This window comes from Novosphingobium sp. BL-S-32 (genome assembly GCF_056857055.1).
The window spans coordinates 2,603,750-2,617,857 of sequence record NZ_CM166476.1; the positions used below are offsets into that span (position 1 = coordinate 2,603,750).

Here is a 14,108-nt window from a genome sequence, read left to right on the forward strand (position 1 = left end):
GTCGCGGCGGATACACCCTCCGCCTCGGTCGTCCCGACAAGGCGCATTTTTCCGCCATTTCGGGACGTGGCGAAAAAGTCCGGTACCCCCGCCCTGTACCCCATAATTTCGCTGCCAAGGAAGGGATGGGCGGCCGCCGCACTCAACAACGGCCGCCCTCCAGCCGTTCCTGTTCAGAGGCTCGGCCGGGCCGACATCGGTACACACCGAGACTCAGCCCGGCAATGCGGAAATGCCGGCCCTACGAGCTAGGATGGCCTTAGCCGTTGCCAGCGGTTGACCCGCCTGCCGCCTCATCGATCATGACCTGCCACGCATCGTGGATGTCGCTTGTGTCCACGCCGAGGCCGCGATCATGGCCGAGTAGCTTCTGACCCGCCAAGCACATGCCCGGGGTCGGAATGCGGAGCGCGCGGATCACTGCAAGCACGTCATCCCTGATGCTCGCTTGAAGCTCGGGATCGAGCTTGTCGAAGTCCTCCACGCCGCTCTGTGATTTAGCCAGGGCATGCGCAGCTCGCGTAACCAGGGGCATCATCCTCTCCTTTAGAATTGAAGAGGCCAGCGTATCATCGAGTGGGACCTGGTGCATACTCGCCGATCGGATCGAGACGGTTAGCTCCGCCAGCGCGACGCGACGTAAAACCATCGTGCTTCGACGGTTTACCGCAGCGAGAATTTCCGCATAGGGTGGCAAATGGTTGATGCTATTAAATTTGGGCCGCTGAGCGCCGTTGCGATATTCGCCTCGCTGGCGCTCTGCGTGGGATTTGCTCACGCGCTCGTCAACGGTGAGGGTGGCGAAATCGATCGGTCGCGGCTGCAGGCCATTGATGGCCTGCGTGCATTCTTGGCGCTTGGAGTGATTTTCAACCACTTCCCCGCCGCTTGGGCGATGGGCAACACAGGCAAGTGGGCTCAGGGCGTAGATCCAAGCTTCCTGAGCATCGGATCCAGTGCCGTGACGCTGTTCTTCATGATCACCGGTTTTTTGTTCTATGGGAAAATCCGACGTAACCAAGGCGTAGTCGATTGGAGAGCCCTGTACGTCGGACGCGTGCTTCGCCTCACGCCCATGTATCTAATCGCGATCAGCCTAATGCTCCTGACCGTCCTATACCTTACGAATTGGACCATGGTGACGGGGCCCTTTAAGACGCTTATTTCGATATTCGCTTGGCTGACCTTCACCATACCCGGCAACCCTGCGATTAACGGGTACGATAACACTCGCTTCGTGCTGGCCGGTGTGATCTGGACACTCCGATACGAATGGCTGTTCTACGCCGCGTTGCCGCTTTGCGCGTTCCTCGTTCGCCGCGCGACGAATCGTCATTCCGCTACGATCGCGGTGCTGTTTGCGCTGGCCGTCGGTGCGGCCTTGCTGCCGGACGTTGCCATCTACTGGTTCAAGCCTAGGTTGCTGGCGCCGTTCTTCTTCGGGATGCTGGCATACGAGATGACGCAGCGCGAAAGCGTATCATTCGCCATGCGTTCGCGTGGGATCGGCGTCATCATCGCGGCGGCCTTGCTGGGAAGCTGCATGTTGGGCGCCGAGTACAATGCCGCAAAATTCGTCCTTCTCTTCATCGCCTTCGCGCCTATCGCCTGCGGCAACACGGTGTTTGGCGTGCTTGGTTGGCGCGCTACCCGAGCAATTGGCGACGCGAGCTACAGCATTTACCTTCTGCACGGTCTCGTACTGAGCCTGATCTTCCAACTGATGGGTATCGGTTCCCGATGGGGAGGCGGCCCTATGATCTGGGTTTGGCTGCCCGCGGCCTGTCTTGTCACCACGGCGATCGCCATGCTTGCATATCGGTTCGTAGAGCTGCCTTTCATGAAATTGGCTCGCCGGCCATTAACGAGGTCGCTTGAGGTTGCCCCATAAGCGGACGCGTGCGCCTAGGAGCAGTTATTTCCCGAGGCTGCGCGCATCGGTCGACGATATTAGAGTGAGATTTTGCATGAAGGTCGGGCCCGCAATTTCCATTGGCGCGTTCTTGCTGCTGGCGGGCTGCGACGGAGAAGGCGGCGACGATCTGCGGATCACCCAGCAAAGCACGACAACCAGAAGCTTCGACCAAGTTTCGACTTGCATGGTGTCGCTTGCGAAGAACGATCTCCATGTTGCCCGAATTGATCGCAGTCCAGCGCAGCTCGTTATCGCCGTGAGCGACAGGACGGAAATCTACGAGGCTAAGATCATAGACGACCATGTCCTCGTGACGGTGATAGCAAACAAGAAATTTGGCAGCCCACCGACGCAGCTTAAGCGCCCTTGGTCGGATTGCCTTTAGATCGGCGGGCGCAGGAGGTCTTCCGTACTCCTGCGCCAAATTTCGCTAAATCAGACCTTACGGCCGATAAACACCTTTTCTCCACGCATGAGGCCGAATTTCACCGTGTCGTCGCCACTTGCGCCGAACTCTTCGATTTTGAACCCCGGCGCCGACAGCCGAGCGCGGTAGTCCCGTCCGAAGAAGCGCACATGGTCGTTTTGGCCAAAGTGCAACTCTCGATCATATCCCGATCGGATGGCATCATTTTCGTACGTCTCATCCCAACCTTCGACGATCGGAACCATTGCGATCAAGGTCCCGCCCGGACGAAGGATGCGGTAGAGTTCGGAGATCGCCTTACCATCATCGACGTGCTCCAAGACGTGGTTCGCGATCACCACGTCAATGGATCCTGAGGGGACATCGATATCCTCAAGATTCAGAACCATGTCCGCCATGCCGGGCATGATGTCTGCTGAAGTGTATTCGGACGTGATACCCTTGACGAGCTTTCTGATCGAAGGTTCTGGCGCGAAATGCAGAACCTTATCCTCCGGATTGATCAGCTTCAGTTCGTCGATTGCGATTTTGAGCAGCCTATGGCGCTCCAGAGAAGCGCAATTCCCACACTTTGCGTCAAACCTAGGGGGAGAGCCATATGCCGGAAATCGGCCGTGGTAGCCGCAAAGGGGGCATTCTCTCGGCTGTATGCCCGAGAGCTTTGGTATCATGCTGATGCCATAAACCACCGACCGAACTTGATTGCGTAATCCCATTTGTATCCAATTCCCAAACACGTGGTCTATATGTGTCGACCCAAACGCGACGCGACCGGTCGCCCGACTTCCATGGTCTCGCAGCGCTCAATCGATGATATTGTCGGAAATGTGATTTCCCGCGCCGTTCTGGAAAATGGCCACTGCCTTATCTCCGACATTTCGACCAGCGTTGCTCGAAGTTATTCTATTCCCGGTTACGGTCACGCCCGTCGTCCTTCCGCTGAACGCCCTCGGAACCCCGCCACACCAAGCCGTCGAACGAAACGCGTTGCCTAACTGAATGCCTGGGCCTGGAGAATTTGAAATCGTATTCCCCCGAACGATCGCGTTCATTGTCCCATAGATCGCGATCCCGGGACTGAAGGTTCCTTGCCGCGCTCCTGAAAACACGACGGTATTTTTCTCGATGAGCAAGTCCGTGATTCCGGCTCCGCCGCTCGTGAGTGTCGCGATGATGAGCCCGGTTTGGGTGCCTTGGCTCAAGTTGGGTGAGCCTTGCATCTTGTTCCGCAGAATCGATACGTGACTGGCCGTGTCGCACATCTCTGGCTCCACGCCGATCACCTCACGGAAGGCGCGGTTGAAGGTATTGTCGGAAATTGACACCAGTTCGACCTTGCCAACCTGAACGCCAAAGTTTCCGCAATCATCAATCTGGCAACCAGAAACGGTCACGTTCCTGCTCAGAAGGCGGGGTGCGTTTCCTGTCGCATTCATGATGCTTGATATCGCCAGAACGCCGGCAATCCCCTTCGTCTCGCCGTAGACCTTCAGGCGATCAACGACGAGGTCATCCACTCCGTTCAGCAAGATGCCATGCTGAATGCCGGGGCCACTTCTGTCGATCGCAAAATTTGCCAACCGGATGCCGGGATTGCCCTTCCTCCAGTCGTTTCGGATCAGGCAGTTTGCAGCTTTGCCAGAAAAGTCCGCAGTCAAGACGGACGAGCTACCTTCACCTTCCAGTGAGCCGCCATCCCCCAGCGTCACCGGCGCGTCGATCGAAATACGGCAATTCGCAGGAATGAAGGCTGGCAACTTTTGGCGGCTAGAAGCGTCTAGGGCCATCTGAAGCTCCTGCCTGCCCGGACGTGAAGCGGCGTCCTTCAGGAAGCTCGTAACGGGGATGCGCGCAGGCGTAGCCCGGGCCACCGCAGGAACGGACAAAGCCGCTTGGCAAAGGACTATCAAGCTGTCACGGCGATTTAGCATTGAGGCGATGGGTATAGTCTGCCGCGACGAGGAGCAAGAGTGTTAGAATATATGGCGGCGCGGCCCCGCAACGGCCTGGCGCAAAGCGCACCGCAGGCGGGTTCAGTATTTCAAGCCCATTGGATTCTTGCGGCTATCATCCTCTTCCAGCCGTTCGCGTCGGGAGCGAGAGGTTTCTCGGAGCCTATTGGGCAGGGCCTGATGCTGCTTGCAGATTTGATGCTCGTTGCGCTGATGCTTGCCTATTCGCATCGACTTAAAAGCAACGCTCTGCGATTCGCTCTTGGTGCAATGGTAGTTTCCATTGTAATTACGTTGCTTATACCGAATTATCCGATGGCCGGCCTGATTGCTGGGGTGAGAAAAAGCTTCCTAATATTGGTGGCTATGGTGGTTGGAACTTACGTTGATCCGAAGAATAGAATTATAATTCACAGATCAATTGTAATATCGTGTGTTGTTGTCGCGATATACGGAATTAAGCAGCATTTTGTGTTTGGAGCTTTTGATCAAAATATTCTAAGCAGCGTTAGTTCAGACAAATACACAAACTTGTTTCATGGAAATCAGCGCGCCTTCTCCCTGCTTTCTTCGGGTTTTCATGCGGGAATTATCTGCCTGATATTGGCTGCCTACTGTATATATACGAAAGTCTTGCCAAAAAAATTAGCGGTGACCCTGCTCCCAATTGCACTATTGGCGCTATTTTTCACCTACACGCGAACCTGTATAATCATTTTTGCTATGCTTGCGCTGTTGCGCATTCTACGGGCAATGCGGATTCCGGTGGTATTCGTTCTGCCGACGGCCATCGCAATCTACACGGCATTCATGTTTGCTGCGCCATCGGTTGTGCCAAATCCATTCGACGCAGCACTGTCTGACACTAGATTTACCGGGCGATCGGTGTCCTACACGCGCGCGCTGCGTTCGTGGGAGCAAAGTCCCTTGCAAATTGTCACAGGTTTCGGAGTGGGTAGTGCTGGCAGTGCGCAATCTGCGATTTATGCGCAGACTGGAAACGATCAAATCGAGCCACATAATATCTTCTTGAAATATGTGTTTGAAATGGGCTTCATTTTTGGAACCGGGTTCCTTCTTTTGATGTCCTTCGCGATATATAGAGCACGTGAGAACGCAAAAATTACTGGAGAGTCGTCGTTTATAGACGCCCTTGTTATTGCAGTTTTCATATCCGGACTGTCTATCACTGTCGTTGAGGCATGGCCTGCCAACGTCTACTTCTTCATAGTGTTCGGGATGTACCTCAGGACGGTAAAATTGAGGCCCAGGACTGCGCCACGGACGCCCGATTTCCGCCGATAGATCAATTGGATCGGCAGCGCCGGTCCCGGGAATAATCGTGCCACACCGTTAGGGCGCGGTGCTTGTCGTCGCGCGCGTTGTTCATGGGGGTTTGCTTCAGCGGCTCGCCGGTCCTCCTGCCCATCTATGGCCGTCTAGCTACCGGTCGATCCCCGGCCGACAATTTTCGCTGCCACTCGAGCGTCCGCGCGGTGCGCTCTTGCTTCTTCCTCTCGGGCTTTTTGTTGTCCTCGGGCGCTAGCGATGGGCCCAGTGGCTCACATAGTGGAGATCGGTGGGGGCATAGGAGTAAGGATATTCTGGGGGCCGGTGCTCGAAACGTCAGGCTAGGCACTGGTGCGCATTGTCGCCCAAAGCAGCATACTACCTATGGCTCCGTAAAGCGCACTGCAGCCTCTCAACATTTTGTGCCCACCCCCCATTTGCGTCATGCCCCTTACTCGTGGATTCTGGGTGAGCGGGCGCTTGTTGCGATAGTTCGCACCAGCTGAAGTGCAGCCTTTCGGTCGGCGGGCTCGAGGGATCGTAGCAGTTCGACCCATTCGCGTTCGTCGGACGAGAGCGAAACGTCCTCATCAATGACGGCGGACAATGGATCGTCGGTCTCGCCAGACAAGTAGGCCGGCGTAGTTTGTAGCTCATGCGCGATGCGGACCAAGTGGGGAGAGGACCGCCTTCCTCGCCTGATGAGACTATTGATCGTGGTCTGAGGGATCGCCGCGCGCCGGGCCAACTCGGCCTGCGACATTTCGAGCGTTTGCAAACGCTCCGCTATGCGGTCCCCCAGTGTCATCACAGACAGTCTAACGCTGTTGCGTTAGAATAACACTCGGGCTGTGCGGTTGACACGTCTACCGCATGTACGGTAGTCAACCGCAATGGCGTTAGAACACGAATCCGACTCAGCCTTAGCGCTGGCCGTCCGTAAGGTCGGTTCGCAGTCGAAATTCGGCCGTCTGCTGGGCAAACGACAATCGGTGATCTTCGGATGGCTGAAGTACAACCGGCCACTTCCGGGCGAGCACGTCCAGACAGTGGCGAATGCCACTGGCATCCCAGATTATGTTCTGCGCCCCGACATTTTCCATGCGCCGATCCCCATGTCCGAGCCCCCCTCGGGCGGATCGCCGTCAGCAGTAACGTCCCCCGCTGCTGCTGACGGCATCCACAATCCGCTTCGCGGTCTTCAAAGGTGATCACGGTCATGGGGCATCCAAATATCGCGGTAAGTCCGTCGCTTATGCTGAAAACGTCCGCGGAGGTTCCAGCCAACGCATCCGTTGAAGGCGCGGCCCGTATCAAATCCCGAGGCTGGTCAGCCGAAGGGGCCGCCGACCTCCTTGGCGGCCCCGGAGCAGCGGCGTGACAAAGTACCGTGCCCCGCTGACGATCGACGCCGCACTTGCGCGCATCGCTGGGCAGGTCCCGGGCGGATGGTCTGCCCTGGGCAACGTCGTGGGCGGCAACAAGAAGAGCGAGAGCCTGGTCCGCGCTTGGGGAGATCCCGATCGGCGCGAGAAGATCCCGTTGGCGGATGCCGTGTCGCTGGATCTGGCTTACCGCGATGCCGGTGGCGACGGCGCGCCGCTGTTCGAAACCTACGGCTATCAGCTCGATGAAGCGGGCATGTTCCGTTACGCCAACGAGATCGCGTTAGGCAAACTCACCGTCGACGCGATCCGTGAGGGCGGAGAAGCCTTCGCCGCTCTCGTCCTCTCTGGGCAGCCGGGCGCGGATGCGCGCCAGCAGCGCGACGCCATGCGCGAAATCACAGAGGCCATTGCGGCGCTGCAAAGCGCCAAGACCCTGCTCGAGATGATGTTGAAGGCGACCGGGCCGCCCGGCTGATCGGCGCGATCCCCAAGCAACCAGCACAGTAGCCCGCGCTCGCTCGGCAACCGCCGTTCGAAGCGCTTTCCTGCGTCCTCGTCACACGGTGAAGCACATGAAGCATTACGAGTTTTGCAGCGTGGCAGCACCCACGCTGATCTATGCCGGGCCGAGCACGAAAGAGCACTTCGACCGGATCGCGCTGCCCGAGAAGATTCATGATTGGCGGGCTTCCGAGGCCAAGACGCTCATCGAGAACGACGGTCAGCAATGGCAGATCCGGATGCATTCGAAGATGCTCGGCGAATGCACTTCTGATGCTGTGACGGTCATTTTCCAGTGGGCCGAGTACCGAGTGGCTGAGGTGGCCTGACCATGCCTATGTCACCCGGAACATACCTCAGGAAGCGGCGCGAGGCGGCCGGTCTCGACATGGTCGAGGTCGCGGCCGCGCTGATTGTCATCGGCGATCGCGTCCGGACGATCACGTCGGCCGATCTGCTGAAGCTCGAGGAACGGCTGTTTGCGGCAGAGGCGGACGAGCCGTGCCTTCCTGTCGAGCAAGCCCGCCTGCTCCGCCAGGTGTTGGTGTTCGACCTCAACGTCTACGAGCTGCTGCTCCTGCACCACAATGCCGCCCCGGTGAGCGATCTGCCTGAGCCGCAGATCTGCCGCAGTTGCGGTTGCACCTGGCACGACGCGTGCCCGGGTTCGTGCGCTTGGGCGCCGGGCGATCCCACGCTCTGCACCGGATGCCTCACCGATGAGGGCGCCTCTTCTCACCGTCAGAAGGAGTTCGCATGAAGATTTTCACTGAAGAAACGCGTCGTGATTTGCGCGACATGCTGACAAAAAATCGGGTCGCGCCCGACCGCGCGACGCAAATCGCTGACCTCGCTTGTCACGCCGCCGAGGAGTCTGTGGACACGCTCGTGCGTCTGACCAGCGGCGCCTCGGACTTCGGCATCAAGATGATGTCGTTCGAAATCGCGCTGCAGCTAGCCAGCGGTCGGATGCATCAGGAGTTCATCGACACCCACAAGCTTGGCGTTGGCCTTGGCGCGCCGCAGATGGGTGCTTCAGTGAGGCACGGCGCGTGACCGGGCGGGGGCATAGCCAGCTGCATCCGCTCGCCGGCCGCTCGGTCGTCATCGCGAGCGGTGAGCTCGAAGGGCACAATTACCTGATCGAGGACTGGTGGGACCGCATCGCGGGCCAATCCTGGATGGACTGCAATGGCAACGCAGCGTGCTTGGAATACGCCATGCGATCTGGGTTCGATCGCGATCCAATCGATGACGAAGTGGTCTACGGGAAGATCGGCGGGCACGGCAAACTGATGCATGTCCGCCACTTGCCGGCAGTGGAGGCAGTCGATGGCTGAAACCACCGATGACCGCCTCCGGCTGCTGATCGAGCGCATCGAGCGCCTCGAGGAAGAAAAGAAGGGCATCGGCGACGATATCCGCGACGTCTACAACGAGGCCAAGGCCGTCGGGTACGACGTGAAGATCATGCGCCAGATCCTGCGCATCCGGAAGATGAAGCCGGATGACCGCCGCGAAATGGACATGATCCTCGATACCTACAAAGCAGCGCTGGGCCTCGACTGATGTCCAGCGGCCGCGCCTCCGCATTGCGTCGCCTGTTCGGTCGCTGGGCGCGCGGCCGCAAGGGCGGCCTCCAGCCGATGGATGCCCAGGACCGCCAGTTCTGGGATCTGCTGCATCGCCAGCGCCAGGCGCTGGCCCGCACCCGGGAGCGGCCGTGATGGCGCGCTCCCGCCCGTGCAATTGCTCGGAATGCAAAGAGCTCGATCGCGCGCATCCGCGCGAGGGCAAGCAGCTCGCATTTCCGATCAAGCTCAACTCACGCCGCAAGGCTGCCCGGCGAGTGAAGGCTGCCTCTCAACGGAGTGCACTGTCATGACGATGGCCATGGTGACCGTCGACCAGCTGGTCGTTTCGCCGCTGAACGTCCGCACCAATATCGAAGACGCTGAGGAAACCTCGGCTCTCGAAAAGTCGATCGAGGCGAACGGCCTGTTGCTGCCCCTGATCGCCCATCCGCTGGCTGATGATGAGCAGGCACCTTACGGCGTGCTTGCCGGCGGTCGCCGCCTGCGCGCGCTGAAGCGCCTGGTCGCGGCGGGCCGCTTGCCGGCGGGCTACCCCGTGCCAATCGTTCTGCGCAATCTCACGTCGGCGGAGATCACGGAGCTGTCGCTCGCCGAAAATCTCCTGCGCCGCGATCTGCGCGCGTATGAAATCCACGCCGCGATAGCGCGCGCCCACGATGAAGGCGCGGACGTGGCCGAGATCGCGTCCAACCTTGGACAGCAGCCGATTTGGGTCTCGCGTCAACTGCGGCTTGGCCGCCTGGCGCCGGAGATCTTCGAAGCCTATGCGGCCGGCAGCGTCTCGGGGGACGAAGCGATCGCCTACGCTGCGACCGAAGACGCCGATCTACAGCGCGCGGCATGGAAGCGGTTTAGCGCCCTCCAGCCCCTTGAGCGGACGCCCGCGCGGATCCGCGCATTCCTGAAGATAGGCGATGCCGAAAATGAGCGGCTGCTCCGATTCGTCGATCCAAACGCCTACCACGAGGCTGGAGGTCGCATCGAGTTGGACCTTTTCGCCGAGGGGCCGGAGCGCGGCCGCATCCTGGACGAAGGCATCCTGCGGGATCTCGCCGAAAGCAAGCTCGCGGCAATGCGTCAGGACTTGCGCGATCGCACCGGCCGGGACCTTCGTTTTGTTGCCCAGCCGCCTCAGGCACAGGGCTTTACCGATCAGGCGCTCGAGCTTTTTCCCGACACTGGGAAAAAGGGCGGCGAAATGGAGCTTCCGGACGGCGAGATCGTCGTCACGCTTGCGGTCGGCCCGACAGGGCAGGCGGAATCACGCTTCTGGTGGGCCAGCCGCAAGGCGAAGCGCGAAGGTGAGCGCGGCAGGCCCCGCAAGGCATCCAGGGCGAAAGTCACAACAACGGGGATGCAGGTCCGGGCCGGCGAAGCCTTCGACGCGAATTCGGGCGACCGCTATGCGCAGGTGGCCCGCGCAGCCGTGAAGGACGAACATGGCCTGACGGCCGACGGCCTGCATGCGATGCGGTCGATCCGGCGCGAGATCCTCCGCGCGATCGTCGTCGATAACGCTGACGAAGACGGCAGCGCCGGGCGCGATTACATCATCTGGGCACAGCTGCGCGTCGAGCTGCTGAAGACGGCGCGTGAAGCACACGTTGGTGCGCGCGGTCTGTCATCGGAATGGCGCGGGACGGAAGAAGCGGAGCCAATCGATTTTGTGGCGCCGCTGCTCGAGGAAACGTGGGCGCATGCGGCATGGACGCGAGCCGTTCAGCGCCTTTTGGCCGAGCCGTTCATGACGACTGAGGATCCCGGCGAGGCGTTCCTGGCGTTCTACCGCGCAGACGAAGGCGCGAAGCGGCGGGCAGGGGCGGTCTTGGCCGGGCTGGCGATGATGCGGTCGGCGAATACGCCCGGCTGGCGGGTCACGGCACATGATGAGCTGGCGGGCGCCTGCCTCGGTGCGGACTGGGAGGTCCGGACGTACTGGGATCCGACGCCGCGATTCGTTTCCCTGTTTCCGCGCATCAAGCGGTTGGAGTTCGCGCAGCCGCATGTCGGCGCTGAAGCCTTCCGCCAGTGGAACACCCTGACCGACACGGTGCTTACCAGCGCCAGCTCGGCCGTGCTCACGGAAGATAAGGGCTGGGTCCATTCGTTGCTGTCCTTCGGTGTCGCAAACGGCCCCGCAAATGGGGCAACCAGACAGAGCGAAAACAGGGAGGTGGTGGAGTGAAATCCCAGCCCTTCACCGTCATCGAGCCGCAGATCGAGCAGCTTGTCGACGGCCACCTCTCTAGACTGTACCGCCCGATCGGCGGACGCCTGGCCAACCTTCGGCCGGGCGATCTGCTTTGGGTGCGCGAGCCTTTCTACCTTCCGCTCGAGCATGACCGGATATCTCCGTCGCAAGCGCGTCTGAAGCGCGCGAGGCCGACGTTCATGACTGATGTCGACGGCATTGCACCGGGCCTTGGCCGCCGCCGCAACGCGCGCGAACTCCTCAGGGAATGGCACCGGCAGCATTTGCGCGTGATCTGGGTCGGCCGCGCGCCCCTTCAGTCGATCACGATCGACGAGATCCGCGGGCAGGGCTTCACACACAGCGCTGCGTTTGCGCGCTCCTGGAACAACAACCTCTCGCTCTCGAGGAAGGCATGCGCCTGGTCCGAGAATCCGGACGTCCTGGTCTTCGACTTCGTGCGCGTCGCGTCGGCCTTGCCGGTGGGAGTCACCTCCACACCCCTCCATTCAGTTGCAGCCTCAGAGGCCAGAATATGAATCACGCACTCCAGGACCGGTCCACGCCGAAGGTGGGGCTCGGCCAGCTCCTTCGCCGCAAGGATGTCGAGCGGGAGACCGGTCTGTGTCGGTCGGCGATCTACCAATACATGGCGGAGGGCCGATTCCCGAAACCGCTGAAGATCGGCCCGCGCGCCGTGGCTTGGCCTGCATCTGACATCGAAAATTGGAAGGCCGCGAGGCTGGAAGGGCGCTCCTAAGACGGGGCATCCAAGGGGGCATTCGGGGGGCAATCCGGGTGCTGATATCAAGCATTTCCGATGGTGAATGACATGAAGTTCGAATTCCTCCCGCTCCGCCACCGGCTGATCCAGCCAAATCCAAAGCGAATCAAAAAAGCTCCACGTTCCTAGAGCGTTACGAGCGATTCGCGTCCCCACGCGTCCTTCTCTGTCCATCGGTGACCGATTGGTAACTTGATAAGAAGTGTGGGAAAAAAGGCTATGGGAAAACTCTCTGCGGCAGCTGTGAAATCCATTACCCGCCCCGGCCGATGGGGCGACGGCGACGGTCTCTTTCTGGTCGTGCAACCAAGCGGGACCAAGAGCTGGCTGTGCCGGGTCCAAAAGAACGGCACGCGCCGCGATTTCGGCCTCGGCAGCGCGACAAAGGTCCCCCTGGCGCTGGCGCGCGAGCGAGCCGCCGAAATTCGCACCTGGGTGGAGATGGGGCTCGATCCGATTCTCGAGAGACAAAAAGCGGAAGGCGTTCCGACCTTTCGACTAATGGCTGGGCAGGTGATAGCGGCGCTTCGCAAGACCTGGCGAAACGAAAAGCACGAAGCCCAGTGGATGAGGACGCTCGAGGTCTATGCCTTTCCGCGCCTCGGGAACGTGAAAGTCAGCGAAATCACCGGGCCCATGATTCGCGAAGTGCTGATGGCAATCTGGCTCTCGAAGCCGGAAACGGCCCGGCGCGTCCGGCAGCGTATCGGGACCGTGCTGGATTGGGCCTATGCCTCAGGGTACCGGGACAGCGAAGCGCCGATGCGGGCGATCTCCAAGGGCCTGCCCCGGCAGCCCAAAAAGGACAATCACTTCGAGGCCATGGATTATGACAGGGTGCCTGCGTTCCTAGTCAAACTCAGCGCGCGCGAATCGTACGGTAGATTCGCATTGCACTTTGCCATCCTGACGGCGGCCCGGTCCGGCGAGGTGCGAGGCGCCACCTGGGACGAGATCGATCTGGAGGCGAAGCTCTGGACGATCCCCAAACAGCGCATGAAGGCGCAGCGCGAGCACGTGGTGCCGCTCACCGCACCCGCAATCCGGATTCTCGAGCGCTGTGCCGAACTGCGCCACCCGCGCTGCCCGCTTCTGTTTCCGGGCCTTCGGCGCAATGCGCCGCTTTCCGATATGACCCTAACCCAGCTTCTCAGGGACATGAAGCAGTCATCCACGGTCCACGGATTTCGCTCGTCCTTCCGGGACTGGGTCAGCGAGGAGACCCAGCATCCCGGAGATGTCGCCGAAGCCGCGCTGGCGCATCTCGTGAAGGACAAGACCGAAGCCGCCTACCGGCGCGGCAATCTGCTCCAGAAGCGGCGGATCATGATGGACGATTGGGCCGCGTTCTGTTGTCAGAACGAGAGTGGCAGCTTGGATGCCTCCGCTTCCGCCGACGAAAGTGAACTGGATCACGAAGAGTGAAAAAATCCCTGTAGACAGCGGGATAGCGCTTCACTTAGCCGTTTCCGAAGTATTGAACGGGGGCTCAGTTGAAGAAAGCTGTTTTGGCGGTTGTGGCCGCGATCGTCGTCGCGGCCGGTGGCTGGTACTGGCTGTCGCCCGGTCTGGCGATGAAGGGGCTGCGCGACGCGGCGCTGGCGGGCGACAAGGACGAATTGCGCGAGCGTGTCGATTTTCCCGCCATTCGCGAATCCTTGAAGAGCCAGATGCGCGCGATGGTGACCGCCGAACTGGCGAAGGAGAAGGACAATCCCTTTGCCGCGATGGGCATGGCTTTTGCGGGCGCTATCATCGACCCCATGATCGATGGTGCCGTTTCGCCCGAAGGCATCAAGGTCATGGTCGAAAGCGGGAAGATGAAGGCTCCGGGGCAGCCGGTAGCCGATCAGACCAAGGGCGAAGAGGCCCAGTGGCAGATCGAGCGGCGAGGGCTGGACCGCTTCACGGCGCATCCGAAGGCACGGGACGGCGAAAAGGCACCGACGCTCATCTTCAAGCGCGATGGCCTGGGATGGGAGCTGGTGGATATCGAAGTGCCTGCGCCGGCAGACAAAACGCAGGCGGGCAATTGATGCGCGGCGCCTCGGCGTAGCGTTTACCT

20 protein-coding genes are annotated in these 14,108 nt (G+C 60.3%); 16 read left to right on the plus strand and 4 right to left on the minus strand.

Features of this window, described 5'->3' with window-relative positions:
- Positions 1-259 precede the first annotated feature (259 nt).
- Positions 260-538, minus strand: a complete 279-nt coding sequence (locus AC1VVK_RS12295; protein ID WP_482903209.1) for a hypothetical protein — start codon at positions 536-538, stop codon at positions 260-262.
- A 159-nt stretch (positions 539-697) separates the two neighbouring features.
- Here AC1VVK_RS12295 and AC1VVK_RS12300 point away from each other — a divergent pair, with 159 nt between their 5' ends.
- Together AC1VVK_RS12300 and AC1VVK_RS12305 are read left to right on the plus strand one after the other, a co-directional pair.
- Positions 698-1,891, plus strand: coding sequence for an acyltransferase family protein (locus AC1VVK_RS12300; RefSeq protein WP_482903210.1), 1,194 nt, complete (start codon positions 698-700; stop codon positions 1,889-1,891).
- Positions 1,892-1,967: 76 nt separating this feature from the next.
- Positions 1,968-2,300 (plus strand): hypothetical protein, encoded by a 333-nt coding sequence (locus AC1VVK_RS12305; RefSeq protein WP_482903211.1) that lies wholly within the window; start codon positions 1,968-1,970, stop codon positions 2,298-2,300.
- 50 nt (positions 2,301-2,350) lie between these two features.
- Here the strand turns inward: AC1VVK_RS12305 and AC1VVK_RS12310 are convergent, their stop codons facing one another.
- Together AC1VVK_RS12310 and AC1VVK_RS12315 are read right to left on the minus strand one after the other, a co-directional pair.
- The gene (locus AC1VVK_RS12310) at positions 2,351-3,058 is read right to left on the minus strand and encodes a methyltransferase domain-containing protein (RefSeq protein ID WP_482903212.1); all 708 of its coding nucleotides are present in this window, start codon (positions 3,056-3,058) and stop codon (positions 2,351-2,353) included.
- Positions 3,059-3,145: 87 nt separating this feature from the next.
- On the minus strand, positions 3,146-4,129 hold the full coding sequence (locus AC1VVK_RS12315) for a right-handed parallel beta-helix repeat-containing protein (protein WP_482903213.1): 984 nt from the start codon (positions 4,127-4,129) through the stop codon (positions 3,146-3,148).
- A 195-nt stretch (positions 4,130-4,324) separates the two neighbouring features.
- On the opposite strand from AC1VVK_RS12315, the gene AC1VVK_RS12320 reads away from it, so the two are divergent.
- Positions 4,325-5,599, plus strand: a complete 1,275-nt coding sequence (locus AC1VVK_RS12320; RefSeq protein ID WP_482903214.1) for an O-antigen ligase family protein — start codon at positions 4,325-4,327, stop codon at positions 5,597-5,599.
- Positions 5,600-6,035: 436 nt separating this feature from the next.
- Here the strand turns inward: AC1VVK_RS12320 and AC1VVK_RS12325 are convergent, their stop codons facing one another.
- Positions 6,036-6,392, minus strand: a complete 357-nt coding sequence (locus AC1VVK_RS12325; RefSeq protein WP_482903215.1) for a helix-turn-helix domain-containing protein — start codon at positions 6,390-6,392, stop codon at positions 6,036-6,038.
- An 85-nt stretch (positions 6,393-6,477) separates the two neighbouring features.
- Between AC1VVK_RS12325 and AC1VVK_RS12330 the strand changes: the two genes are divergently transcribed.
- The 13 genes from AC1VVK_RS12330 (at position 6,478) to AC1VVK_RS12390 (ending at position 14,079) form a co-directional block, all read left to right on the plus strand.
- A complete protein-coding gene (locus AC1VVK_RS12330; RefSeq protein ID WP_482903216.1) occupies positions 6,478-6,795 on the plus strand; it encodes a YdaS family helix-turn-helix protein in 318 nt (105 codons plus the stop codon).
- 166 nt (positions 6,796-6,961) lie between these two features.
- Positions 6,962-7,447: a hypothetical protein gene (locus AC1VVK_RS12335; protein WP_482903217.1), complete on the plus strand. Its 486-nt coding sequence runs from the start codon at positions 6,962-6,964 to the stop codon at positions 7,445-7,447.
- A gap of 97 nt (positions 7,448-7,544) precedes the next feature.
- Positions 7,545-7,802, plus strand: a complete 258-nt coding sequence (locus tag AC1VVK_RS12340) for a hypothetical protein (protein ID WP_482903218.1) — start codon at positions 7,545-7,547, stop codon at positions 7,800-7,802.
- Between the two features lie 2 nt (positions 7,803-7,804).
- Entirely contained in the window at positions 7,805-8,233 is a 429-nt protein-coding gene (locus tag AC1VVK_RS12345; RefSeq protein ID WP_482903219.1) for a hypothetical protein, read from the plus strand.
- Complete coding sequence (locus tag AC1VVK_RS12350) at positions 8,230-8,529, plus strand: hypothetical protein (protein WP_482903220.1); 300 nt, start codon at positions 8,230-8,232, stop codon at positions 8,527-8,529. The genes AC1VVK_RS12345 and AC1VVK_RS12350 overlap by 4 nt, the downstream gene beginning before the upstream one ends.
- On the plus strand, positions 8,526-8,813 hold the full coding sequence (locus AC1VVK_RS12355; protein ID WP_482903221.1) for a hypothetical protein: 288 nt from the start codon (positions 8,526-8,528) through the stop codon (positions 8,811-8,813). Before AC1VVK_RS12350 ends, AC1VVK_RS12355 begins: the two co-directional genes overlap by 4 nt.
- A complete protein-coding gene (locus AC1VVK_RS12360; protein WP_482903222.1) occupies positions 8,806-9,042 on the plus strand; it encodes a DUF2312 domain-containing protein in 237 nt (78 codons plus the stop codon). The genes AC1VVK_RS12355 and AC1VVK_RS12360 overlap by 8 nt, the downstream gene beginning before the upstream one ends.
- Positions 9,042-9,200, plus strand: a complete 159-nt coding sequence (locus AC1VVK_RS12365; RefSeq protein WP_482903223.1) for a hypothetical protein — start codon at positions 9,042-9,044, stop codon at positions 9,198-9,200. The genes AC1VVK_RS12360 and AC1VVK_RS12365 overlap by 1 nt, the downstream gene beginning before the upstream one ends.
- Before the next feature lie 154 nt (positions 9,201-9,354).
- Positions 9,355-11,253 carry a ParB/RepB/Spo0J family partition protein gene (locus AC1VVK_RS12370; RefSeq protein ID WP_482903224.1) on the plus strand — a complete coding sequence of 633 codons (1,899 nt, stop codon included), beginning with the start codon at positions 9,355-9,357 and terminating at the stop codon, positions 11,251-11,253.
- The gene (locus AC1VVK_RS12375; RefSeq protein WP_482903225.1) at positions 11,250-11,798 is read left to right on the plus strand and encodes a hypothetical protein; all 549 of its coding nucleotides are present in this window, start codon (positions 11,250-11,252) and stop codon (positions 11,796-11,798) included. Before AC1VVK_RS12370 ends, AC1VVK_RS12375 begins: the two co-directional genes overlap by 4 nt.
- Complete coding sequence (locus AC1VVK_RS12380) at positions 11,795-12,019, plus strand: helix-turn-helix transcriptional regulator (protein ID WP_482903226.1); 225 nt, start codon at positions 11,795-11,797, stop codon at positions 12,017-12,019. Before AC1VVK_RS12375 ends, AC1VVK_RS12380 begins: the two co-directional genes overlap by 4 nt.
- A gap of 243 nt (positions 12,020-12,262) precedes the next feature.
- Positions 12,263-13,468 carry a tyrosine-type recombinase/integrase gene (locus AC1VVK_RS12385; RefSeq protein ID WP_482903227.1) on the plus strand — a complete coding sequence of 402 codons (1,206 nt, stop codon included), beginning with the start codon at positions 12,263-12,265 and terminating at the stop codon, positions 13,466-13,468.
- A gap of 68 nt (positions 13,469-13,536) precedes the next feature.
- Positions 13,537-14,079: a DUF2939 domain-containing protein gene (locus tag AC1VVK_RS12390; protein WP_482903228.1), complete on the plus strand. Its 543-nt coding sequence runs from the start codon at positions 13,537-13,539 to the stop codon at positions 14,077-14,079.
- Positions 14,080-14,108 lie beyond the last annotated feature (29 nt).

What these genes read in the sequence shown, in the direction of transcription:
- AC1VVK_RS12340 (WP_482903218.1), top strand. Translation starts at nt 7,545, where the DNA reads ATGAAGCATTACGAGTTTTGCAGCGTGGCAGCACCCACGCTGATCTAT.
- AC1VVK_RS12360 (WP_482903222.1), top strand. Translation starts at nt 8,806, where the DNA reads ATGGCTGAAACCACCGATGACCGCCTCCGGCTGCTGATCGAGCGCATC.
- AC1VVK_RS12310 (WP_482903212.1), bottom strand. Translation starts at nt 3,058, where the DNA reads ATGGGATTACGCAATCAAGTTCGGTCGGTGGTTTATGGCATCAGCATG.
- AC1VVK_RS12380 (WP_482903226.1), top strand. Translation starts at nt 11,795, where the DNA reads ATGAATCACGCACTCCAGGACCGGTCCACGCCGAAGGTGGGGCTCGGC.
- AC1VVK_RS12365 (WP_482903223.1), top strand. Translation starts at nt 9,042, where the DNA reads ATGTCCAGCGGCCGCGCCTCCGCATTGCGTCGCCTGTTCGGTCGCTGG.
- AC1VVK_RS12315 (WP_482903213.1), bottom strand. Translation starts at nt 4,129, where the DNA reads ATGGCCCTAGACGCTTCTAGCCGCCAAAAGTTGCCAGCCTTCATTCCT.
- AC1VVK_RS12350 (WP_482903220.1), top strand. Translation starts at nt 8,230, where the DNA reads ATGAAGATTTTCACTGAAGAAACGCGTCGTGATTTGCGCGACATGCTG.
- AC1VVK_RS12325 (WP_482903215.1), bottom strand. Translation starts at nt 6,392, where the DNA reads ATGACACTGGGGGACCGCATAGCGGAGCGTTTGCAAACGCTCGAAATG.
- AC1VVK_RS12385 (WP_482903227.1), top strand. Translation starts at nt 12,263, where the DNA reads ATGGGAAAACTCTCTGCGGCAGCTGTGAAATCCATTACCCGCCCCGGC.
- AC1VVK_RS12345 (WP_482903219.1), top strand. Translation starts at nt 7,805, where the DNA reads ATGCCTATGTCACCCGGAACATACCTCAGGAAGCGGCGCGAGGCGGCC.
- AC1VVK_RS12300 (WP_482903210.1), top strand. Translation starts at nt 698, where the DNA reads ATGGTTGATGCTATTAAATTTGGGCCGCTGAGCGCCGTTGCGATATTC.
- AC1VVK_RS12295 (WP_482903209.1), bottom strand. Translation starts at nt 538, where the DNA reads ATGATGCCCCTGGTTACGCGAGCTGCGCATGCCCTGGCTAAATCACAG.
- AC1VVK_RS12305 (WP_482903211.1), top strand. Translation starts at nt 1,968, where the DNA reads ATGAAGGTCGGGCCCGCAATTTCCATTGGCGCGTTCTTGCTGCTGGCG.
- AC1VVK_RS12330 (WP_482903216.1), top strand. Translation starts at nt 6,478, where the DNA reads ATGGCGTTAGAACACGAATCCGACTCAGCCTTAGCGCTGGCCGTCCGT.
- AC1VVK_RS12370 (WP_482903224.1), top strand. Translation starts at nt 9,355, where the DNA reads ATGACGATGGCCATGGTGACCGTCGACCAGCTGGTCGTTTCGCCGCTG.
- AC1VVK_RS12320 (WP_482903214.1), top strand. Translation starts at nt 4,325, where the DNA reads ATGGCGGCGCGGCCCCGCAACGGCCTGGCGCAAAGCGCACCGCAGGCG.